Annotated in this window: 21 protein-coding genes and 1 pseudogene; 10 read left to right on the top strand and 12 right to left on the bottom strand. The window is 71.0% G+C overall.

The genetic code is table 11. The features are described 5' to 3' along the window. Window positions 1-38: 38 nt before the first annotated feature. Together MT346_RS18560 and MT346_RS10510 are read right to left on the bottom strand one after the other, a co-directional pair. Window positions 39-167, bottom strand: a pseudogene (locus tag MT346_RS18560) (DUF4236 domain-containing protein); the annotation flags it as partial. Between the two features lie 439 nt (window positions 168-606). After that, the gene (locus MT346_RS10510) at window positions 607-1,227 is read right to left on the bottom strand and encodes a GNAT family N-acetyltransferase (RefSeq protein WP_243563018.1); all 621 of its coding nucleotides are present in this window, start codon (window positions 1,225-1,227) and stop codon (window positions 607-609) included. A gap of 80 nt (window positions 1,228-1,307) precedes the next feature. On the opposite strand from MT346_RS10510, the gene MT346_RS10505 reads away from it, so the two are divergent. Further along, the gene (locus MT346_RS10505; protein ID WP_243563017.1) at window positions 1,308-1,928 is read left to right on the top strand and encodes a TetR/AcrR family transcriptional regulator; all 621 of its coding nucleotides are present in this window, start codon (window positions 1,308-1,310) and stop codon (window positions 1,926-1,928) included. A gap of 77 nt (window positions 1,929-2,005) precedes the next feature. Beyond that, window positions 2,006-2,449 (top strand): DUF4190 domain-containing protein, encoded by a 444-nt coding sequence (locus tag MT346_RS10500; RefSeq protein ID WP_243563016.1) that lies wholly within the window; start codon window positions 2,006-2,008, stop codon window positions 2,447-2,449. A gap of 87 nt (window positions 2,450-2,536) precedes the next feature. Here the strand turns inward: MT346_RS10500 and MT346_RS10495 are convergent, their stop codons facing one another. The 4 genes from MT346_RS10495 to MT346_RS10480 form a co-directional block, all read right to left on the bottom strand. Beyond that, window positions 2,537-3,877 (bottom strand): ABC transporter substrate-binding protein, encoded by a 1,341-nt coding sequence (locus MT346_RS10495; protein ID WP_243563015.1) that lies wholly within the window; start codon window positions 3,875-3,877, stop codon window positions 2,537-2,539. A gap of 62 nt (window positions 3,878-3,939) precedes the next feature. After that, window positions 3,940-4,773, bottom strand: a complete 834-nt coding sequence (locus tag MT346_RS10490) for a carbohydrate ABC transporter permease (protein WP_374202524.1) — start codon at window positions 4,771-4,773, stop codon at window positions 3,940-3,942. Window positions 4,774-4,973: 200 nt separating this feature from the next. Continuing rightward, window positions 4,974-5,891, bottom strand: coding sequence for a carbohydrate ABC transporter permease (locus MT346_RS10485; protein ID WP_243563013.1), 918 nt, complete (start codon window positions 5,889-5,891; stop codon window positions 4,974-4,976). Beyond that, window positions 5,888-7,924, bottom strand: coding sequence for a beta-galactosidase (locus MT346_RS10480; RefSeq protein WP_243563012.1), 2,037 nt, complete (start codon window positions 7,922-7,924; stop codon window positions 5,888-5,890). Before MT346_RS10480 ends, MT346_RS10485 begins: the two co-directional genes overlap by 4 nt. 213 nt (window positions 7,925-8,137) lie before the next feature. Here MT346_RS10480 and MT346_RS10475 point away from each other — a divergent pair, with 213 nt between their 5' ends. The 5 genes from MT346_RS10475 (at window position 8,138) to MT346_RS10455 (ending at window position 12,681) form a co-directional block, all read left to right on the top strand. Next, a complete protein-coding gene (locus MT346_RS10475) occupies window positions 8,138-9,160 on the top strand; it encodes a LacI family DNA-binding transcriptional regulator (RefSeq protein WP_243563011.1) in 1,023 nt (340 codons plus the stop codon). Window positions 9,161-9,306: 146 nt separating this feature from the next. Next, window positions 9,307-10,482 carry a sensor histidine kinase gene (locus MT346_RS18410; RefSeq protein ID WP_243563010.1) on the top strand — a complete coding sequence of 392 codons (1,176 nt, stop codon included), beginning with the start codon at window positions 9,307-9,309 and terminating at the stop codon, window positions 10,480-10,482. Further along, a complete protein-coding gene (locus MT346_RS10465) occupies window positions 10,479-11,123 on the top strand; it encodes a response regulator transcription factor (protein ID WP_243563009.1) in 645 nt (214 codons plus the stop codon). Before MT346_RS18410 ends, MT346_RS10465 begins: the two co-directional genes overlap by 4 nt. A 137-nt stretch (window positions 11,124-11,260) precedes the next feature. Continuing rightward, window positions 11,261-11,998, top strand: coding sequence for an ATP-binding cassette domain-containing protein (locus tag MT346_RS10460; RefSeq protein ID WP_308221890.1), 738 nt, complete (start codon window positions 11,261-11,263; stop codon window positions 11,996-11,998). Further along, window positions 11,995-12,681, top strand: a complete 687-nt coding sequence (locus tag MT346_RS10455) for a hypothetical protein (RefSeq protein WP_243563008.1) — start codon at window positions 11,995-11,997, stop codon at window positions 12,679-12,681. The genes MT346_RS10460 and MT346_RS10455 overlap by 4 nt, the downstream gene beginning before the upstream one ends. 69 nt (window positions 12,682-12,750) lie before the next feature. Here MT346_RS10455 and MT346_RS10450 read toward each other — a convergent pair whose 3' ends face one another. The 6 genes from MT346_RS10450 to MT346_RS10425 form a co-directional block, all read right to left on the bottom strand. Then, window positions 12,751-13,431: an NUDIX domain-containing protein gene (locus MT346_RS10450; protein ID WP_243563007.1), complete on the bottom strand. Its 681-nt coding sequence runs from the start codon at window positions 13,429-13,431 to the stop codon at window positions 12,751-12,753. 4 nt (window positions 13,432-13,435) lie between these two features. Next, a complete protein-coding gene (locus tag MT346_RS10445; protein WP_243563006.1) occupies window positions 13,436-14,512 on the bottom strand; it encodes an ABC transporter permease in 1,077 nt (358 codons plus the stop codon). Beyond that, window positions 14,509-15,390, bottom strand: a complete 882-nt coding sequence (locus MT346_RS10440; protein WP_243563005.1) for an ABC transporter ATP-binding protein — start codon at window positions 15,388-15,390, stop codon at window positions 14,509-14,511. The genes MT346_RS10445 and MT346_RS10440 overlap by 4 nt, the downstream gene beginning before the upstream one ends. A gap of 140 nt (window positions 15,391-15,530) precedes the next feature. Then, a complete protein-coding gene (locus tag MT346_RS10435; protein ID WP_243563004.1) occupies window positions 15,531-16,205 on the bottom strand; it encodes a response regulator transcription factor in 675 nt (224 codons plus the stop codon). Continuing rightward, complete coding sequence (locus MT346_RS10430; RefSeq protein WP_243563003.1) at window positions 16,187-17,545, bottom strand: sensor histidine kinase; 1,359 nt, start codon at window positions 17,543-17,545, stop codon at window positions 16,187-16,189. Before MT346_RS10430 ends, MT346_RS10435 begins: the two co-directional genes overlap by 19 nt. 127 nt (window positions 17,546-17,672) lie before the next feature. Continuing rightward, window positions 17,673-18,029 (bottom strand): VOC family protein, encoded by a 357-nt coding sequence (locus MT346_RS10425; RefSeq protein WP_243563002.1) that lies wholly within the window; start codon window positions 18,027-18,029, stop codon window positions 17,673-17,675. 102 nt (window positions 18,030-18,131) lie between these two features. On the opposite strand from MT346_RS10425, the gene MT346_RS10420 reads away from it, so the two are divergent. The 3 genes from MT346_RS10420 to MT346_RS10410 all read left to right on the top strand — a co-directional run bounded on the left by MT346_RS10420 (window position 18,132) and on the right by MT346_RS10410 (window position 19,808). Then, a complete protein-coding gene (locus tag MT346_RS10420; protein ID WP_243563001.1) occupies window positions 18,132-18,641 on the top strand; it encodes a dihydrofolate reductase family protein in 510 nt (169 codons plus the stop codon). A 249-nt stretch (window positions 18,642-18,890) separates the two neighbouring features. Further along, window positions 18,891-19,214, top strand: a complete 324-nt coding sequence (locus MT346_RS10415) for a Dabb family protein (protein ID WP_243563000.1) — start codon at window positions 18,891-18,893, stop codon at window positions 19,212-19,214. Window positions 19,215-19,313: 99 nt separating this feature from the next. Next, the gene (locus tag MT346_RS10410; protein WP_243562999.1) at window positions 19,314-19,808 is read left to right on the top strand and encodes a hypothetical protein; all 495 of its coding nucleotides are present in this window, start codon (window positions 19,314-19,316) and stop codon (window positions 19,806-19,808) included. The last annotated feature ends 103 nt before the right edge of the window (window positions 19,809-19,911 follow it).

The raw sequence follows: 19,911 nt of genomic DNA, 5'->3' as shown, positions 1-19,911 counted from the left end.
GGCGAGGCGAGGTACGTGACGAGACCCGCTCCGACGCGAACGTAGTTGCCTCTCGGCCCCGCGCCGACGCGGAGGCCTGGGATCCCGGCGCTGACGCCGATCCCGGACTTGGACAGCGTGAACCGAAGCGGCCCCGCTCGCACACTCGTTCGGAAATTGATACCCACGTGTGCCCCCTACCCGTGCCGCGACGATGCGCGACCATCGTAACGAGCGGGAGTTCTGGACCCGGACTGTTGCCGCACGGTGCGCTGGACGACCTATCGTCTCGACCCGGGTCGTTCAGCGGCCCGAGATCTGGGCTTCTTCGGGTACGTTTCTGGGCAATGCTCACTTCAGTGAGTTCTGTCGGCAAAGGAGCCAACATGCGAGTCACCGCTTACCACTCGACGAACCAGTCAGACCCCGACGTCCACCACGACGACCGTGACTGCCCGGTGGGGAAACAGATCCCCGAACGCAACAGGGCCTCGGGCACCAACGGATGGCCGCGCTGCCAGCGCTGCAAGTAGCCGCGCGTCAGGGCAGGAGCTGTCGAGCTCCTGCCCCGACCATCCGAACGCACCACCGCATGCGGCTGACGAGACCGCGCCGAACGGCACCACGTCAGGGCGCGACGGCCGGCCGCCACATCGCGATCGGCGCAGCCGACCGGAACCCCGGCACAGGCGCCCCGTCACCGAACCCGTGACGCCGGTACAGGCGCCGGTTCACGGGGGTCGAGGACTCCAGGTAGGCGTGCTGCGCCTGCCCGTCGACCCGATCGAGCGCGTGCTCGAGCAGCAGCCCGCCGACCCCCTGCCCACGGGCGACCGGTGCGACGCCGATCCCCAGCAGGTACCAGTGCGGCGCCTCCGGACGCACGCGGTCGGTCCGGCGCAGGTGCCGCAGCGCCGACAGCCCCCCGACCACCCCGAAGACCCCGAGCAGCGCCGGCAGCTGGCGGACGAACGCGATCGTGCCGCCCGGGTGTGGGCGCGGCGCCTCCCAGAACGCTGCCCCCACGACGCGGCCACCGGCCTCGACGGCGACGTCCAGCGCGCGCGACCCGGCGGGAACCGCGCGCACGAGCGCGGCGAACAGCTGACCGAGCACGGCGACACGGTCCTCGTCGGGGCGGGGCGGCCGGAACTCCGCGAGCACCGGATCGGTCGCGAACGCCTCGCCCAGCACAGCTGCTGCGACGTCGACCTCGTGTTCGGCAGCGGGTCGAACGGTGATCTGCATGATGCCTCCTCGCCATGTTGGCCAATCGGCCAGATTCATCGTGCCGGACCGGACTGCGCGGGAGCCGTACGCTTCCTGTGATGACCCAGGACCACCAGCCGCGGCACTACCGCAGCCGTGCCGACCGCCGCCAGGAACTGCTCGACGCCGCGGCCCTGGTCGTGCGGGACGACGGGCTGTCCGGGCTGACGACGCGCGCGGTCGCCGATCGCGCTGGGGTCGCACACGGCGTCGTGCACTACGTGTTCGGCGCCCGACGGAACCTGGTGATGGCCCTGCTCGAGCGGCAGGCGCGCGCAGCGCTGCCGCCGGTCCTGGCCGCGGCCGACCAGCACGACGACCTGCACGGCGCACTCGACGCCGCCGTGGCGACGTGGATCGGGCTGGTGCGCCAGGAGCCCGAGCGCTTCCGGCTGCTCGAGGCCATGAGCACCACCGTGTCCGGAACGAGCGGCGACGCGACACTGGTCGAAGCCGAGCGCCGGCTGTGGCACGACGCGGTCTCGGCCGCCATCGAGCGATGGACCGCGACCCGCGGCGTCGCGCTGACTGAGCCCGTCGCAGACGCCGCGGCCGCGGTGATCGCCCTGGTCGACGGGCTGGCGCGAGCGTCGTGGAGCGACCCGGACGGCGCGGCGACCGATCGCTCGCGCGCATTGCTGGTGCGCGGGCTGGCGTCCGCGCTGACGACGGTCAGATGACGACCGGCCGCTGCCGACCATCGCGCTCGGGTGTCGGTGGCCGATAGGGTGCGGGGACCATCGACGAGGGGACCACGATGACCGACCACGACCCGCTCCAGCCGGCACCGCCGCACCAGGACGCGCCGCCGCAGTACCAGCAGCCGGCGGCCGCGCAGCAGCAGCACCAGGCACCGCAGGCGTACGGCCAGCAGCAGCACTTCCAGCAGACGCCCCAGGCGTACGGGCAGCAGCCCTACCCCGGGTACCAGCCCGCGCCGCCGCGCGGCCTGAGCATCACGAGCATGGTCCTCGGCCTGGTGTCGATCGTCGCCGGCTTCACGCTGGTGGTCCCGGCCGTCGGCCTCGTGCTCGGCGTCATCGGCATCCGGAAGGAACCCGCCGGACGCGGGATGGCCATCACCGGACTCGTGCTGAACGGGATCATCATCGCCGGGTGGGTCATCCTGCTGCTGGTCATGCTCATCGCGGGCATCGGCCTGTTCGGCGCAGCGGCCACCAGCAGCACCACCAGCCCGTAGGCGGGTACCGCCACACGACGGACGGGAGGCCCGGTGCCAGCTGGCGCCGGGCCTCCCGTCCGTCCCTGCGTCAGCAGGTCAGGGGCGTCAGCCCTTGACCGGGATCGACTGCGCCTTCAGCGCCGCGATCGTCTTGCTCTGCCCGGACTGCAGCGCCTGGGCGAGCGTGCCCTGGCCGGACGCGGCCTGACCGAAGCCGTCGGAGACGTCGGCGTAGGTCTGCGTCATCGTCGGACCCCAGGTGAACGGCTGGATGTCCTTGGCGGCCGAGGCGAACTCCTCGTAGATCTTCTGGTCGCCGTAGAAGGGCAGACCCTCGGTCAGCGCGGGGAGCTCGGCACCGGTGGAGGACGCCGGGTACAGGTTGGCTTCCTTGTTGAGGGCGGAGAGCGCCTCGGTCGAGGTGTTCAGCCAGACCAGGAACTTCGACGCCTCGGCGGGGTGCTTGCTGCCCGCGAAGACGACGTTCGACGAACCGCCCCATGCGGCGGACTTGCTGTCACCGGACTTCCACTGCGGCATCGGGGCGACGGCCCACTTGCCCGAGGTCGACGGCGCACCGCTCGAGATGGTGTTCGCACCCCAGACGGCGGAGACCCAGGTCCAGTCCTGGCCGCTGTCGTAGGCGCTGTTCCACTGGTCGGTGAAGCTCGGCAGGGTGTTGACGAGCTTCTTGTCGATCAGGTCCTGCCAGTAGTCGGCGACCTTCTTGGATGCGCTGTCGGTCAGGTCGACCTTCCAGTCCTGGCCGGAGTTCGAGAACCACTGGCCACCGGCCTGCGAGACGAGCCCGGCGAACTGGTTGACGTCGCCCTTGGCGAAGTTGGTGATGTTGCCGCCCATCGCCTTGATCTTGACGGCGTCCTCGGCGTACTCGGCCCACGTCTTCGGCGCGGACAGGCCGGCCTTGTCGAACAGGTCCTTGCGGTAGTACAGCGCCATGGGGCCGGAGTCCTGCGGGACCGCGTACACGGCCTTGTCCTCGCCGAACGTGACCTGGTTCCACAGGCCGCTCGAGAAGTCCTTCTTCGCGGTGCTGATGCCGGAGCAGGCGCCGATGTCCTCGAGCCCGCCCTGCACGCGGAACGCCGGCAGGGTGTCGTACTCGACCTGGCCGATGTCCGGTGCCTGCTTGGCCTTCAGCTGGTTGAAGAAGTTCTGGTAGGTGCCGCTGTTGCCGTTGGCGACGATCGAGGTCTTGACCTGGATGTCCGGGTTCGCCTTGTTCCAGATGGCGACGACCTTGTCCATGTTCGGGACCCAGGTCGTGAAGTCGAGCGTGACCTTGCCGCTCGAGGGCTTGCAGCTCGATGCGCTGCTGTCGGAGGAGCCGCTGCTGCTGCCGCTGCCGCCGGTGCTGCAGCCGGCGAGGGCCACGGTCGCCGCGACCGCGATGGCGGCCACGCTGAGGAACTTCGTTGTCTTCATGCTGGTTCCGTTTCGGGATGTGGTGGGGATGGTGCGAAGGGAAGGAGAGGGAAAGCGGGGCGCTACTTCAGGCCGCCGGAGCCCAGGCCGCCGCGCCAGAAGCGCTGCAGGCTGAGGAAGGCGATGAGCAGCGGGATGATCGAGACGAACGACCCGATGAGCACGAGGGTGCGCAGGTCCGGGTACTGGTTCACGCTCGAGTTCCACGTGTACAGACCGAGGGTGACGGGGAACAGCGACGAGTTCCGGAGCATCACGAGCGGCAGGAAGAAGTTGTTCCAGATGGCGACGAACTGGAACAGGAAGATCGTCACCAGGGCCGGGGACATCAGCCGGACGGCCACGGTGAAGAACGTGCGGACCTCGCTGGAGCCGTCGATGCGGGCGGCCTCGATGATCTCGTCCGGCACGCTCGACGCCGCGTACAGGCGCGACAGGTACACGCCGAACGGGCTGACGATGCTCGGCAGGAACACCGACCAGAACGTGTCGGTCAGGTCGACCTGGCTGAAGATCAAGAACAACGGCAGCGCCAGCGCGGTCGCGGGCACCAGGACGCCGCCGAGGAACACGTTGAACAGGGCCTCACGGCCGCGGAACCGGTACTTCGCCAGGGCGTACCCGCACATCGCGGAGATGACGGTGCCGATCAGGCCGGCGACACCGGCGTACGCGATGCTGTTCGCCATCCAGCGCAGGTAGATGCCGTCCTGCCGGGTGAACAGCTCGCCCAGGTTCGTGATGGTGTCCTGCACCGCGGTGCCGCTGAACCACAGCGGCGCCGAGGTGTTGAAGTTGCCGACGGTCTTGGTCGACGACACCAGCAGCCAGAAGATCGGCAGCAGGAAGTAGACGGTGAATACACCCATCACGATCATCGCGGCGCTGCGCGAGATGACGCTCTCGCGCGGTCCGCGGGTGCCCCGCTGGGGCGGACGGGAGGCCCGGTTCGACTCGAGCGGTCGGCCTGCGTCGAGCACGGCTGCCGCGGGGTCGGCGGCGCGCGCGGTGGCGCTCGGGTCGGCGGCGCGCGCGGCGGCGCGGTCGGCGGGGGCGTTGACGGTCATTCGGCGGCCTTCCGAGGGGACGTTGACGGTCATTCGGCGGACTTCCGCTGGGTCAGCCGGAGGAACCCGATCGACAGGATGAACGTGGCGAGGGCGAGGACGACCGAGAACGCGGCCGCCAGGTTGAAGTTCGGCACCGAGGACGTCGAGTACACGAGCATGTTCGGGGTGAACGTGGACGAGATCGTCGACGTGAACTGGCGGAACACGGTCGGTTCGGTCAGCAGCTGCAGGGTCCCGATCACCGAGAACACGGCGGTCAGCACCAGGGCCGGCACGACGAGCGGGATCTTGATCGACACCGCGATGCGCCACTGGGACGCCCCGTCGAGCTTGGCGGCCTCGTAGATCTCCGCCGGGATCGCCAGCAGCGACGAGTAGATGATCAGCATGTTGTAGCCGACGTAGACCCAGGTCACGACGTTGGCGACCGCCCACAGCACCGTGTCCGCGCCGAGCAGGTCGAAGCGCGTGGTGACGGCGGAGAACGGCGACAGGTTGGGCGCGTACAGGTAGCCCCACATGATCGCGGCGATCACCCCGGGGACCGCGTACGGCGCGAAGAACGCCAGGCGGAAGAACCGCTTGCCGCGCAGCAGCGGGGAGTCGAGCAGCAGCGCGAAGACGAGCGCCAGCAGGAGCATGACCGGCACCTGCACGATGCCGAACAGCAGCACGCGCAGCACCGAGCTCCAGAACTCGCTGTTCTGGAACACCAGGGCGTACTGCGTCAGACCGCCGAACACCTGCGTCGGGGCGCCGAACGTGCCCTGACGCTCGATCTTCTGCAGCGACTGCCACACGGCGTACAGGATCGGCACGAGGTAGAACGCGGTGAACAGCACCGCGAACGGGGTGATGAAGATCGCGATGGCCCGCCGGTAGCGGAACCCGCCGGCGGTCCGGCGTCGTCGTGACGCCCGGGTGGGCTGGGCGGAGGTGGTCATGAGCGCTTCCTGTCCTGGCGGATGATGTGGGTCCCCCCGGGGGCGAGTGCGGTCCGGCCGGCGACGGGGTGGTCGCCGACGAGCTCGTGGCCGGACTCGTCGTGGTGCACGGTGCGGTCGGTGTGGTTGAGCAGGAACACCCACTCGTGGTCGTCGTCACGACGGCGGACGACCTCGACGCCGTCGCCGGCCGGAGCGGCACCGGCACGGACCCCCGCGCCGTCGAGCACGCGGCGCAGCAGCGCGCGGCGCGCGTCGTCCTCGAGCACGGTGGAGACGTACCAGGCGGTGCCCCCGCCGTGGGTGTTGCGGGTGACGGCGGGCATGCCGTCGAGCGGGCCCTCGGCGTAGGTGGTGACGGCCTCGGCGCCGCGCAGGGCGACGGGCTCGGACCAGAGCGAGCCGCGCGACCCGTCCGACAGGGCGAGCGTGCCCCCGACCGGCAGCGGCATGAACTCGTCGACGTGCACCCCGAGTAGATGGCGGAAGGCGCCCGGGTAGCCGCCAGTGCGGACGGCGTCACGCTCGTCGACGATCCCGCTGAAGAACGTCACCAGCGCGGTGCCGCCCGCCGCGACGAAGCGGTCGATCACGGCGGCGTGCTCGTCGCGGACCAGGTACAGCTCGGGGACGACGACGACCGCGTACCCGTCGAGCGGGGCGCCGGGTGCGACGACGTCCACACCGACGCCCAGGTCCCACAGCGCGCCGTACAGCGCGTGCACCTGCTCCAGGTAGCGCAGGTCGCCGGTGGGGTGCGCTTCGAGGTCGGCAGCCCACTGGACCTCCCAGCCGAAGACGACCGCGACGTCGGCGACGACCCGCGAGCCCCGCAGTTCGCCGAGCCGCTCGACCAGCGAGCCGAGGGCGACGACCTCGTCCCAGGTGCGGGAGTCGCGGCCGGCGTGGGGCAGCAGCGCCGAGTGGAACTTCTCGGTGCCCTGCACCGACGCGCGCCACTGGAAGAAGCAGACCGCGTCCGCGCCACGGGCGATGTGCCCGACGGTGTTGCGGAGCATCTGCCCCGGGGCCTTCGCCAGGTTGCGCGGCTGCCAGTTCACGGCGCCCGTCGAGTGCTCCATGAGCATCCAGGCACCGCCGCGAGCCAGACCGCGGGTGGTGTCCGCGGCGAAGGCGAGCTCGACCTCGGGGCGGTCCAGACGGTGGTCCAGGTAGTGGTCGTTGGCGATGACGTCCATGTCGTCCGCCCAGCTCCAGTAGTCCAGCGCCGTGATGTGGGCTGCGACCATGAAGTTCGTCGTGACGGGCAGGGCGCTGTGCTGCCGGATGACCTCGGCCTCGGCGCGGTGGTGGTCGAGGAGCTGGTCGGACGAGAACCGGTCGAAGTCCAGGGTCTGCGCGGGGTTGACGAACGACAGCGTGGCCCGCGGCGGCAGCACCTCGTCGAAGGCCGAGTAGCGCTGGCTCCAGAACGCGGTGCCCCACGCGGCGTTGAGCGAGTCGACGTCGGCGTACCGGGCACGCAGCCAGTCGCGGAAGGCGTCGGCCGAGACGTCGCAGAAGCAGTACGCGTTGTGGCAGCCGAGCTCGTTCGACACGTGCCACAGCCGGACCGCCGGGTGCTGGCCGTAGCGCTCGGCGGTCGCGCGGACCAGGGCGAGGGCGTGCGAGCGGTAGACCGGGGAGCTCGGGCAGAACCCCTGGCGGCCGCCGGGGAAGCGACGGGTGCCGTCGGCCACCATCGGCAGCATCTCCGGGTGCAGCGTCGTCAGCCACGGGGGCGGTGAGGCGGTGCCCGTACCGAGGTTCACGCCGATGCCTGCCTGGTGCAGCAGCTCGATGACGGTGTCCAGTCCGGAGAAGTCGTACTCGCCGGGCCGGGGTTCGACGTGCGACCAGCCGAAGACGTTGATCGCGACCAGGTTCACGCCGGCCTCGCGCATCAGGGCGACGTCCTCGGCCCAGACCTCGGGGGTCCACTGCTCGGGGTTGTAGTCGCAGCCGAACACGAGTCCGGTCGTGCCGAGGCCGAGCGCGGTGGTGGCCGGCGCCGGCAGGGTGTTGGTGTCCACGGGTCCTCGTGCTTCCGGGGTGACCGCTCCCTGCCAGCGGTCGTCCGACCCCTTCGGCAGTGAAGGTCACCCTTGTTCTGGGAGCGCTCCCAGATCGCGACGGCGGATTCGCGTCGGATCTGTCTGGGAGCGCTCCCAGATCAAAGCCCATGACGGCGTCGATGTCAACACGAGCGTCCTCAGGAGCCCGCTGCGCACCGCTACGCTGGCCAGATGCCCGACGGCCGACCCACGCGCTCCCGCGTCACGATCCAGCACGTCGCGGACGAAGCCGGGCTCTCCCGCGGCACCGTCTCCCGGGTCCTCAACGACGAGCCGTACGTCTCCGACGAAGCCCGCGATGCCGTGCGTGAAGCCGTCCGCCGCGTGGGCTACGTGCGGAGCGCCGCCGCTCGCAGCCTCGTGACCAGCCGAGCCGGGGCGGTCGCGCTCATCGTGCACGAGCCGCACGTCGTCGTGCTGGACGACCCGAACATCGGGAACATCCTGATCGGCACGAACACCGTCCTGTCCGAGGCCGACCAGCAGCTCGTCACCGTCATCGTCGACTCCCCGCGGGACAGCGAGCGCGTGGTCGAGTACCTGCGCGGCGGGTTCGTCGACGGCGCCATCGTCCTGTCGGCCCGCACCGACGACCCGATCACGCGCGCCATCATCGAGATCGGGCTGCCCGCGTGCTTCGTCGGGCACCCGTCGGACGCGGTCGACATCTCGTACATCGGCATCGACAACGCCGAAGCCGCCGAGCAGATCACGCGCCGTCTGGTCGCCACCGGGCGCAGGCGGGTCGGCATGCTGGCGTCCGGACTCGACCGTGACTCCGGACAGGACCGCCTGGCCGGGTTCCGCGCGGCACTCGGGGACCGCTACGACCCGCGGCTCGTGGTCGACGACCCGCTGTTCAGCTACGCCGCAGGGGGGACCGGGATGCGCGAGCTGCTCGAGCGCGCACCGGACATCGACGGGGTGTTCGCCGCGTCCGACGCGGTCGCCGCCGGCGCGATGGACCACCTGCAACGCCGGGGCATCGACGTCCCCGGGCAGGTCGGCATCGTCGGGTTCGACGACAGCGCGTGGGCACTCCGCTGCGACCCACCGTTGTCGACCGTGCGGCAGCCGGCGCTGACCCTGGGCGAGGACGCCGCCCGCCGCGTGCTGCTGCAGATCGAGGGTTCGACCCCCGAGCCCCGCGGCCTGATCCTGCCGACCGAGGTCGTCTGGCGCGGCTCGGCCTGACCGGTCAGTCGTCTGCCGCCGACGTCGCACCCCGTTGCGGACATCGCACCCCGCCACAGCGGGGCGCGATGTCCGTATCGGGGTGCGATGCGCATCGGCCCCGCATGCGCGGCGCACCGCCTGGACCGGAAGGTACGGTGGGCCGGGTGACGACCGCGTCCCCTGCTCCGCCCCGACCGGGTGCCCTCGAGCGCTGGGCGGGCCGGCACCCAGCGGCCATCGACGTCCTGCTCGTCGTGGTCTACAGCATCGTCACGACCGGGCAGCTGCTGTCGCTCGACGCCTTCACCACCGCGCCGTTCGGGGCCACAGCGCTCCTGGTCGCCGGGTTCGTCGTCGGCGTGCTCCGACGACGGGCTCCACTGGCGGCGTTCGTCGTCGCCGGGATCGCCGCGACACTGGCGGTCCCGCTGCTCCTGCTGCCACTCGTGCTGCTCGTCGTCGCGACGGTCGTCACCCGCGTCGGCGTCCGCGTCGGGTGGATCGCGTCCGCCGCCGCCGTGCTGGTGTTCACGGTCGTCGGGACGCTGACGCTGCACGATCCGTCCCGGGGCGTGTTCGGCGCGGTCGTGCTGCTGGCCGGCATGGTGCTCGGGCTGTGGATCCGGACGCGCCGCGCGTACGTGCAGGCGCTCGTCGACCTGGCCGACCGGGTGCGCGCCGAACAGGAACAGCGTGCCGTCGCCGCGGTCGAGGACGAACGCGCCCGGATCGCCCGCGAGATGCACGACGTCGTCGCCCACGGACTGTCGGTGATGATCCGGCTGGCGGACGGCGCGGACGCCCTGGTCGACAAGGAGCCGGAGCGCTCGCGGGACGCCGTGCAGCGCATCGGAACGGTCGGGCGCGACTCGCTGGCCGACATGCGCCGCGTGCTCGGTGTGCTGCGGACCGGTGACGCAGCCGCCCACCAGACGCCGACCGACCCGCAGCCGTCGCTCGCCGACCTCGACCGGCTCGTCACCGACCAGCGCGCGGCGGGCCTGCCGGTGACGCTGCACTCCGACGACGTCGACGGACTGCCCGACAGCCTGGCCACCACCGTGTACCGGATCGTGCAGGAGTCCCTGACGAACGCGTCCCGGTACGCCCTCGACCCGACGACCGTCGACGTCCGGGTCACCCGGTCCGGCGGCTCGGTCGTCGTCCTCGTGCAGGACGACGGGCGTGCGCAGGGGTCGGTGCCGTCACAGGGGTCGGGACGCGGACTCGTCGGACTGCGCGAACGGGCGGCGCTCTACGATGGCCAGGTGGAAGCGGGACCGGTGACACCGCACGGCTGGCGTGTGCGCGTCGTCCTGCGTGCCGGAGGGACCGCATGATCCGCGTGCTGCTCGTCGACGACCAGGACCTCATCCGGATGGGGACCGCGATGGTGCTCGGCGCGACCGACGACATCACCGTGGTCGGCGAGGCGGCGAACGGGCACGACGCCGTCGAGCGCACGGCGGCGCTCGATCCCGACGTCGTCGTGATGGACGTCCGCATGCCCGGCATGGACGGGCTCGAGGCCACCCGCCGCATCGTCGGCTCCGGCGCCCGGGCCGCGGTGCTCGTGCTGACGACCTTCGACCTGGACGAGTACGCCTTCGGTGCGCTCAACGCCGGGGCCAGCGGCTTCCAGCTGAAGGACGCCCGCCCCGAGGAACTCGTCAGCGCCGTCCGGACCGTGGCCGCTGGCGACGCGATCGTGTCGCCGCGCGTGACCCGGCAGATGATCGAACTGCACCGCGGGAAGTTCCCCACCGCCACCGGCGTCGACGACCAGCTCGCAGCCCTGACCGACCGCGAGCGCGAGGTGTTCGTGGCCATCGGTCGCGGCCGGAACAACACAGAGATCGCCGGCGAGCTGTTCCTGTCCGAGTCGACCGTGAAGACCCACGTCGGGCGCGTGCTGGCGAAGCTCGAGCTGCGGGACCGGGTGCATGCCGTGATCCGCGCGCACGAGCTCGGCCTGGTCTGACGCCGCGGCGACGACGCCGCAGCAACACCGCAGCAACACCGCAGCAACACCGCAGCAGCGACGCCGGTACCCGGGTACCACCGGCGTGGCCCCGCGGGGCGATGGGCGTCGCCGCACCGCTCCGTAGCGTCGGAGCCATGATCGCAGCACGCAACCTGACCAAGCGGCACGGCGCCCGGACCGTGGTCGACGACCTGTCGTTCACGCTCGAGCCCGGCACGGTGACGGGCTTCCTCGGCCCGAACGGCGCCGGCAAGTCCTCGACGATGCGGATGATCGTCGGCCTGGACCGCCCGACCTCGGGCACCGTCACGGTCGGCGGTCGTCCCTACGCCGACTCCCCCGCCCCGATGCAGCTGCTCGGCGCGATGATCGACGCCAAGGCCGTGCACCCCGCCCGCACCGCCCGCGCCCACCTGACCGGGCTCGCACTGACGCACGGCATCGGCCGGCGCCGCGTGGACGCCGTCCTCGACATGACCGGTCTGGCAGGCGTGGCGAACAAGCGCATCCGCACGTTCTCGCTCGGCATGGGCCAGCGACTCGGCATCGCCTCCGCGCTGCTCGGCGACCCGCAGGTCCTGATGCTCGACGAGCCGGTCAACGGCCTCGACCCCCAGGGCGTCGTCTGGGTGCGCCAGCTCTGCCGGTCCTTCGCCGCCCAGGGCCGCACCGTGCTGCTGTCCAGCCACAACATGGCCGAGACCGCTGCCACCGCCGATCGACTCATCGTCATCGGCAACGGCCGCCTGGTCGCCGACGGCACCACCGACCAGCTGCTGGCCGCGTCACCACGCCGCAGCGCCACCCTCGAGGACGTCTTCTTCGACCTCACCGCCGGCCACACCAGCCACGACGCAGGAGCCATCCGATGAGCACCACCCCGATCACCTTCCCCGGCCTGCTGCGCTCCGAGGTGCAGAAGACCTGGTCGGTCCCGTCCATCGGGTGGCTGCTGCTGCTGGCCGGACCGGCGATCGTCCTGACGATCGTCGCCGCGGCGCAGTTCAGTCCGGGGGTCGCGGTCGCGACCGGCAGCATGGTCGGGGGCGCCGTGCTGGCGCTGGCCGGCGGGCTGTCCGTCGCCGGCGAGTACGCCACCGGGTCGATCCGCACGACCTGCACGGTCGTCCCGCAGCGCGACCGCGTCGTGCTCGCCAAGGGCCTGGCAGTCGTGCTGTTCGGTCTGGCGATCGGGTGGGTCGGCGCGATCGTCGGTGCAGCCGTGGTCGGGATCCTCGGTGCGGCGGCGGTCCCGGTCCTGGTGGCAGGGCCCGCGGTCGCGGCGACGGCGCTGCTCGGCCTGTTCCTCGGCTTCCTGATCCGTCGTGTGGCTCCGACGGCCATCGTCACCGTGATCGGCCTCTTCCTGGTGAGCGGGCTGATCGGCGGCGTGCGGATCGGCGACGGCTACGTGGTCGACTGGCTCTTCACCGACAACGCGACCGCACTGGTCGCCGGCACACCCGACTGGGGCCGCCCGCTGGTGAGCGTGGTGCTGTGGCTCGTGGCCACCGGTGCCGTTGCGGTCGTCCGGCTCCGACGGTCGGACGTCTGAACCACCGGACAGGAGGCCCGGTGCCAGCTGGCACCGGGCCTCCTGTCCGGCAGTCCTGCGGTCTCCCCGTCAGCGCCCGTCCGACAGGACGCCCCGCAACGCTGCCCACTGCAGCAGCATGATGGTCTTGCCGTCCACGATCCGACCGTCCTCCACCATGGCCAGTGCCTGGGCGAACGGCAGCTCGAGCACCTCGATCTCCTCGCCCTCGTCCGCCACGCCCCCGCCGGCCGTCACGCGATCGGCGGGGGTGTACTCGGCTGCGTAGAAGTGCACCCGCTCGGTGACGGACCCGGGGCTCATGTACGCGTCGAACACGTGCGTCAGGGTGCCGACGTCGACGCCGAGCTCCTCGCTGGCCTCGCGGCGGATCGCGGTCTCGGGGTCGTCCTCGTCGAGCAGCCCGGCCGCGGTCTCGACGAGCATGCCGTCCGGGTGGTCGTTGACGTACGCCGGGAACCGGAACTGCCGCGACAGCAACACGGTCCCGCGCGACCGGTCGAACAGCAGGATCGTCGCACCGTTGCCGCGGTCGTACGTCTCGCGCTGCTGCGTCGACCAGGTCCCGTCCCGACCGCGGACGTCGAACGTGGTCCGACGGAGCACGTGCCAGCCGTCCGACGTCACCTCGACGTCGCGCACCACCACGTCCGGGTTGCGGTCCAGGTCCCGTCCGACCCGGTCGAGTCCCGTTCGGCCACGACTGTCGGGTGTTCGGTGCACGGGGGTGTCCTGCTCGGTCGAGGTCATGCGCTCATCGTCGCATCGCCTCGGTGAGCTTCACGCGGCCACCGGTGCGGAGCAGTGCGTTCTCGTACACGCGGGCGCCGACGACCACGACGAGGGCAGCGGACGCGATGACCACGAGCAGCGAGACGATCGGCTCCCACCACTCGGCAGTGCCCAGGAAGATCCGCATCGGCATGCCGATCGGGGCACTGAACGGCACGTACGACATGATGCCGACCACGGTGGGGTTGTCCGCGGCGAAGATGATCAGGAAGTACGGGATCATCAGCAGCATCATCACCGGGGTGGTCACGCTGCCGACGTCCTCCTGCCGCGAGACCAGTGCCGCAGCGGCCGCGAACAGCGACGCCACCAGCACGAACCCGATCGCGAAGAACACGACGAACCACAGCATGCTCGGCCCGAGCAGCCCGAACAGGTTGTCCTGCCCGGTCACGGCGAGCGCCACGGCGGCGGCGATGGCGATCGCGACCACCTGCCCGAGCGCCATGATGCTGCTGCCGATCACCTTGCCGGCCAGCAGCGCGCGGGCCGGGATCGCCGCCATCAGGATCTCCACCACGCGGGTGGACTTCTCCTCGACCACGCTCTGCGCGATCGACTGTCCGAACGTCACGGCGGCAGCGAAGTACACGATGCCGAACGCGATCCCGATCAGCGAGATCAAGCCCGGCGCCATCGCGTTCGGGTCGAGCAGTTCGACCTTCGGTGACACGCTGAGTGCCTGGATGACCTCGGTCGGCGCCTTGTCGAGGCCGACCACGCCGAACCCGAGCGGACCGGACTCGGGCACGATCGCGGCGTCGACGTCCCCGGAGCGGACGAGCTTCTCGGCCGCGGCCCGGTCGTCGACCTGCGTGACCTTCAGCCCGTCGGACGAGGGCAGGGACACGCCGTTCACGACCGCGACGGGGGTGGTGTTGCCGGCGGTGGACTTGCCGACGATCCCGCCGACGACGATCGAGGCGACGACCATCACGAGCAGGATGACCGCCGAGATCACGAAGGCCTTGCTGCGCAGCCGGGCCTGGATCTCGCGGACGGTGACCAGGCGGACCGCCATGGCGAAGGAGTTGTTCATCGGACGACCTCCCGGAAGACCTCGCTGAGTCGGGGCACGCGCGGGCCGAACGACCCCACGGTCCCGGTGGTGACGGCGCGCTGCAGCACGCGCTGGGCGACGGCCTCGTCGGCCTCGAAGACCGCGTAGCCGCCGTCGAACTCGCGCACGTGCACGCCGGGTTCGTCGCGCAGCCACGCGGCGTCGCCGTCGACGAGCAGCTCCCACGCCGCGGGACCCGCGCTGCGGCGGAGTTCCTCCTGCGGACCGGCCGCGCGGATGCTGCCACCGGCGATCACCACGACGTCGTCGCAGAGCCGTTCGACGACGTCGAGCTGGTGGCTGGAGAACAGCACCGGGACGCCTTCGGCCGCTGCCTCGCGCAGGACGCCCAGCACGACGTCGACCGCCATCGGGTCGAGCCCGGAGAACGGTTCGTCGAGCACCAGGACCTCGGGGCGGTGGGCCAGCGCGGCGGCGACCTGCACGCGCTGCTGGTTGCCGAGCGAGAGCTTCTCGACAGGGTCGTCGGCGTGCTGCCCGATCTCGAGCCGTTCGAGCAGCTCGGCCGTGCGGGTTGCAGCGGCGCGACGGTCGACGCCGTGCAGCCGCGCCAGGTAGGTGATCTGCTCGGCGACCGGCATCTTCGGGTACAGGCCGCGTTCCTCGGGCATGTACCCGAAGCGGCGGCGGTCGGTCGGCCCGATGGGCTGTCCGTCGATCGAGACGGTCCCGCCGTCGGAGTCGAGCACCCCGAGCATGATCCGCATGGTGGTGGTCTTGCCGGCGCCGTTGCCGCCGACGAACCCGGTGAGCCGACCACGACCCACCTCGAACGTCACGTCGTCGAGCACCCGGCGTTCGCCGAAGTGCTTCGTCACTCCTTCGACCCTGAGCATCGTGTCCCCTTCCGGCGGTGAGCTGCTTCCCACCGCACCACCGACGCTACGGAGGACCTGCGCTCGGTACCTCCCACGCCGGACGGAACCCGGGCCTCCACCCCGAGACGGAGCCGAGCTCCAGCACGACCGTCCGCGCTTCATCCGCCGGAGCGGACCACCCCGTGCTCGTACGCCCACACGACGGCCTGCACCCGGTCACGCAGCTGGAGCTTCTGCAGCACGTTCGACACGTGGGTCTTGACGGTGGCCTCGCCGACGAACAGCTGCGTCGCGATCTCGGCGTTGCTGCACCCGCGTCCGAGCAGCCGCAGCACCTCGGTCTCGCGCTCCGTCAACCCCGGCACCGCGGCGTCGGGTGCGACGACCGGCACCGTGCCCGTCGTCGCGCGGCTGATCACCCGGCGTGTGACGTCGGGGGCCAGCAGCGCGTCACCGGCCGCGACCGTCAGGACCGCATCGACCAGTTGCTCGGGCGTCGCGTTCTTCAGCAGGAAGCCGCTCGCGCCGGCATCGAGCGCGTCGAACAGGGTGTCGTCGTTGTCGAACGTGGTCAGGATCAGGACTGCCGGCGGATCGGGCAGCGCCGTGATGCGACGGGCGGCCTCGATGCCGTCCACCGTCGGCATCTGGACGTCCAGGCACACCACGTCCGGTCGGTACTGCTCGACCGCGCGGATCGCAGCCGCGCCGTCGGCAGCCTCGGCGACCACGACGATGCCGGGCTCCGACTCGAGGATGACCCGGAACCCCGCCCGCACCAGGTCCTGGTCGTCGGCGAGCACCACCCGTACGGTCACGTCGTCGGCAGCCATGCGCGCACCAGGAACCCTCCCCGGGCACGGGGCCCGATCTCGACCGTGCCGCCGACGGCGGACACCCGCTCCCGCATGCCGACGTGGCCCAGACCGCTGCCCGCGCCCATGCCCGTGCCGGTTCCGGCAACGCGGTCGGCGTCGTGGTCGTCCGCGCCGGTCGGACGCACGGCACGGCTGCCGATCCCGGTGTCCGTCACCTCGACCTCGATCGCGTCCGGCAGGTAGCGCAGGCGCAGGTCCGTGCGCGCGTCCGGCCCGGCGTGTTTCAGGACGTTCGTCACCGCTTCTTGTGCGATGCGGAAGGCAACCGTCGCCACGGTCGGGGGCACCGGGCGGACGTCGCCGACGACCGTGTACTGCGCGGGGTGGCCGGCCGTCGTGGCAGCGTCGGCGAGCTCGGCGATGCGCGCGATGCTGTCGGTGCTGGGGGCAGTCGTGCGTGCGGTGCGATCAGCGTCGAGGAGACCGTCGGCCGCATCGGCGTCGCTCTCGCGCAGCGTGCCGAGCATCCGCCGCAGTTCCTCGACCGCCGTGCGGGCGCTGTCCTCGACCACCCCGAGGGACGTCGCCGCCTGGGCCGGGTCACGCTCGAGCACCCGACGAGCGGCCCCCGCCTGCACACCCATCAGCGAAACGTGGTGGGCGACGACGTCGTGCAGCTCGCGGGCGATGCGCACCCGCTCGAGCGTGATCGCCTGGGCAGCCGTGCGCTCCCGCTCGACCGCGAGCTCGGCCGTGCGCTCGTGCAGCGCGTGTTTCGCCACGGCCGACGCCCACGCCCGGTTGCCCGAGTACCAGGCGGCACCGAAGTACACCAGGTTGATGATGATCGACAGCAGCGCGTTGGCGATGAACGGCGGGATGAGTGAGTCGCCCTGGTTCGGCAGTGCGCTGGGGACCGACCAGCGGAACACGATCGCCAGGAACAGCCAGATGAACATGCCGACGATCACGAACCACCGGACGAACTCGGCACGGACACGGTCGGAGCACCACGCCCCCACCGTGTAGAGCCCGATGAACAGCGTGAAGTTGATGAAGATGGCCTCGGGCACCCGCAGCAGCTGCGTGCCGACGAACGCCAGCGCGACGACCACCGCCACGGTCATCGGGAAGCGGCGGCGGAACGCCAGCGGCCCGGCGTTCGCGACGACCATGAGCGCGGAGACCCACCACGGTGCCTGGTCGTCGTACATGCCGGCAGCGCCGGACAGGACGGCCGAGATCGCGATCCCGCCGGCGAGCACCAGCGCGACGACGACGTCCTGCCGGTACTCACGGCGGCCGACGGGCAGGCGCGACCAGCCGTCGTGCGCGGCCACCCCCGTCGTCGTCATTGGCACCACGGTAGCGGTCCGACCGCTGCGGGTGGCAGCGTCGCGGGACGTTGTGGAGAACCGACGGGAGGCCCGGTGCCAGCTGACACCTGGCCTCCCGTCCGATCTGTGGTCGCGACGCGACCCGTCAGCTGGTCGGCGGAGCGTACAGCTGCAGGTCGTTGCCCTCGCTGTCCTTGAAGGGGACGATCTTGCCCCACGGGTGCTCGCTGATCTCGCCCTGGATGTCAGCACCGCGCTGCTTGAGGGTGGCGACCTCGTCCTCGATGCTGCCGTCCGGCTGGAACGACACGACCGCGCCGCCGTCGCTGGACGCGCTGGCCGACTCGCGCGCGTTCAGCCCGATGCGCAGGCCGTTCGCGTCGATCTCGCTCCAGTCGTCGTCCTGGCTGGTGACCTCGAGCCCAAGGGTGTCGCGGTAGAACGCGACCGCGCGGGCCATGTCCGTGACGGGGACCCAGACTGCTGCAACTCCTGTTGCCATGATGATGCCTTCCGTGGTTGGTGACCCGCACGCTCGGCGCAGGGCGATGGGCACCGGCTCAGGAACGTGCACGGACCGCACCACGGGCGTAGGTTCCGCGGCATGAAGCGGGTCACGTACTCCATGGGCATGACGGCGGACGGGTTCATCACCGGACCGGACGGCGGCTTCGCCTGGGGCGCCCCGGACGCCGAGGAGTTCCGCGCCTCGATCGACGAGATCCACGGCGTCGACGTGCACCTGCTCGGGCGGAAGCTGCACGAGACGATGGTCTACTGGGAGGACCCGGTGCAGGCGGCCACGTGGGACGAGGCCGAGCGCGAGTGGGCCGACCTGTGGAACGCCCTGCCGAAGGTGGTCTTCTCGCGCACACTCACCAGCGTCGACGCCAGCAACACCCGGTTGGCGACGGGCACGGTCGCGCAGGAGATCGAACGACTGCGTGCCGAACCCGGGGACGGCGAGATCGCGATCGGTGGGGCGACGCTCGCCGCAGCGGCAGCCGAACTCGGGCTGATCGACGAGTACCGCGTGCGGGTCTCCCCGTCCTGGTCGGCGGCGGGACCCCGTTCTTCGCCCGGCTCGAGCGGCAGGTGGACCTGGAGCTCCTGAGCAGCCGGACGTTCCGGACGGGCGCGCTGGCGCTGCGGTACGGCGTGCGACGGTAGACGCCTGGCCGTCACCCGACTGGCCGACCGGCCACCGGGAGAGCCGGGACCTCGTTCTTCCGGAGGATGCCTCGAGGATCCGACCCGCCGTATCGTCGGTCACACACGGGGGGCGCGCCAGTTCGGGGCGCTTCATCTGGTTCGATTTCCGGAGCCCTCCACGCGCTCGGCATGGTCCTGGCAGGCTGCAGGCATGACCGACAACGACGCACTCAACACGTCCGGTGTGACCCACGTGGTCCTGGTGCAGTGGCACGACGGCGTCGACCACTCCGCCCAGGCCGATGCCCTGTCGCAGCAGCACCTGCCCCGGATCGACGGGGTCCTGGCGGTGTCGTCCGGCACGAGCGTCAGCACCGAGGGGCTCGAGGGCGGCTTCGACTGGATGCTCGTCGTCCGGTTCCGCGACCGCGATGCCCTGGTCGGCTACCTGCCGCACGCCGAGCACCAGCCCATCGCCGACTTCATCGGTGCGGGCAGCAAGCGGGTGGTGGTCTTCGACATCGCCGCCAGCTGACGTGGCCCGCAGAACGTGGGTTCCGGTCACGAACGGTCGGAACCGGGCAGTATCTGTAGGGACGGTCCCGAAGGTCGAGGCCGGAGGAGGACCACCAGCATGACGTCGAACCCGTACCAGTCGAACCCGTACCAGTCGCCCGCGGCCGGTGCAGCACCCCGCCTCGTCACCATCGCGTTCTGGCTGTACCTGGTGACCGCGCTCATCCGCGTCATCAGCATCATCGTCAGCGCCACGCAGCTGCCGGCGGCCAAGCAGGCTGCCAAGGACGCGATCGCCCAGACCGGCGGGTCGACGAACGGCATCAACGTGGACGCAGTCGTGCAGGCCTCGTTCGTGTCCGGCATCGTGGTCGGTGTGTTGTTCATCATCGCGTTCGTGGTGTTCGACCTGCTCATGCGTCGTGGCGCGAACTGGGCCCGCATCGTCCTGCTGATCATCACGATCCTCGGCCTCACCGGTGTCGTGGGGGGCATCGTCGCTGTCCTCGGCGTCCTCGCGTCGATCGTCGCCGCCGTGCTCACCTTCCTGCCGGCCTCGAGCGCGTGGTTCCGCGCGGTCAAGGAGCAGAAGCTCGCCGCGAAGCAGCGCTAGCAACTGACTGACGGGAGGCGCGGTGCCAGCTGTGAACTGGTCCCCGGATATTGGACTCTTTAGTCGGTTCAGATCCGGGGATGGTTCGTGTGGGTGGCAACAG

The organism is Curtobacterium sp. VKM Ac-2922 (assembly GCF_022815645.1).
GTDB lineage: Bacteria > Actinomycetota > Actinomycetes > Actinomycetales > Microbacteriaceae > Curtobacterium.
The sequence above is the reverse complement of the archived record's forward strand: the minus strand, read 5'-3'. Positions and strand labels throughout refer to the sequence as shown.

Bases quoted from the DNA above. Each gene is read 5' to 3' on its own strand.
- MT346_RS10510 (WP_243563018.1), bottom strand. From the start codon at position 1,227: ATGCAGATCACCGTTCGACCCGCTGCCGAACACGAGGTCGACGTCGCA.
- MT346_RS10505 (WP_243563017.1), top strand. From the start codon at position 1,308: ATGACCCAGGACCACCAGCCGCGGCACTACCGCAGCCGTGCCGACCGC.
- MT346_RS10500 (WP_243563016.1), top strand. From the start codon at position 2,006: ATGACCGACCACGACCCGCTCCAGCCGGCACCGCCGCACCAGGACGCG.
- MT346_RS10495 (WP_243563015.1), bottom strand. From the start codon at position 3,877: ATGAAGACAACGAAGTTCCTCAGCGTGGCCGCCATCGCGGTCGCGGCG.
- MT346_RS10485 (WP_243563013.1), bottom strand. From the start codon at position 5,891: ATGACCACCTCCGCCCAGCCCACCCGGGCGTCACGACGACGCCGGACC.
- MT346_RS10475 (WP_243563011.1), top strand. From the start codon at position 8,138: ATGCCCGACGGCCGACCCACGCGCTCCCGCGTCACGATCCAGCACGTC.
- MT346_RS10465 (WP_243563009.1), top strand. From the start codon at position 10,479: ATGATCCGCGTGCTGCTCGTCGACGACCAGGACCTCATCCGGATGGGG.
- MT346_RS10460 (WP_308221890.1), top strand. From the start codon at position 11,261: ATGATCGCAGCACGCAACCTGACCAAGCGGCACGGCGCCCGGACCGTG.
- MT346_RS10455 (WP_243563008.1), top strand. From the start codon at position 11,995: ATGAGCACCACCCCGATCACCTTCCCCGGCCTGCTGCGCTCCGAGGTG.
- MT346_RS10450 (WP_243563007.1), bottom strand. From the start codon at position 13,431: ATGACCTCGACCGAGCAGGACACCCCCGTGCACCGAACACCCGACAGT.
- MT346_RS10445 (WP_243563006.1), bottom strand. From the start codon at position 14,512: ATGAACAACTCCTTCGCCATGGCGGTCCGCCTGGTCACCGTCCGCGAG.
- MT346_RS10440 (WP_243563005.1), bottom strand. From the start codon at position 15,390: ATGCTCAGGGTCGAAGGAGTGACGAAGCACTTCGGCGAACGCCGGGTG.
- MT346_RS10435 (WP_243563004.1), bottom strand. From the start codon at position 16,205: ATGGCTGCCGACGACGTGACCGTACGGGTGGTGCTCGCCGACGACCAG.
- MT346_RS10430 (WP_243563003.1), bottom strand. From the start codon at position 17,545: ATGACGACGACGGGGGTGGCCGCGCACGACGGCTGGTCGCGCCTGCCC.
- MT346_RS10425 (WP_243563002.1), bottom strand. From the start codon at position 18,029: ATGGCAACAGGAGTTGCAGCAGTCTGGGTCCCCGTCACGGACATGGCC.
- MT346_RS10420 (WP_243563001.1), top strand. From the start codon at position 18,132: ATGAAGCGGGTCACGTACTCCATGGGCATGACGGCGGACGGGTTCATC.
- MT346_RS10415 (WP_243563000.1), top strand. From the start codon at position 18,891: ATGACCGACAACGACGCACTCAACACGTCCGGTGTGACCCACGTGGTC.
- MT346_RS10410 (WP_243562999.1), top strand. From the start codon at position 19,314: ATGACGTCGAACCCGTACCAGTCGAACCCGTACCAGTCGCCCGCGGCC.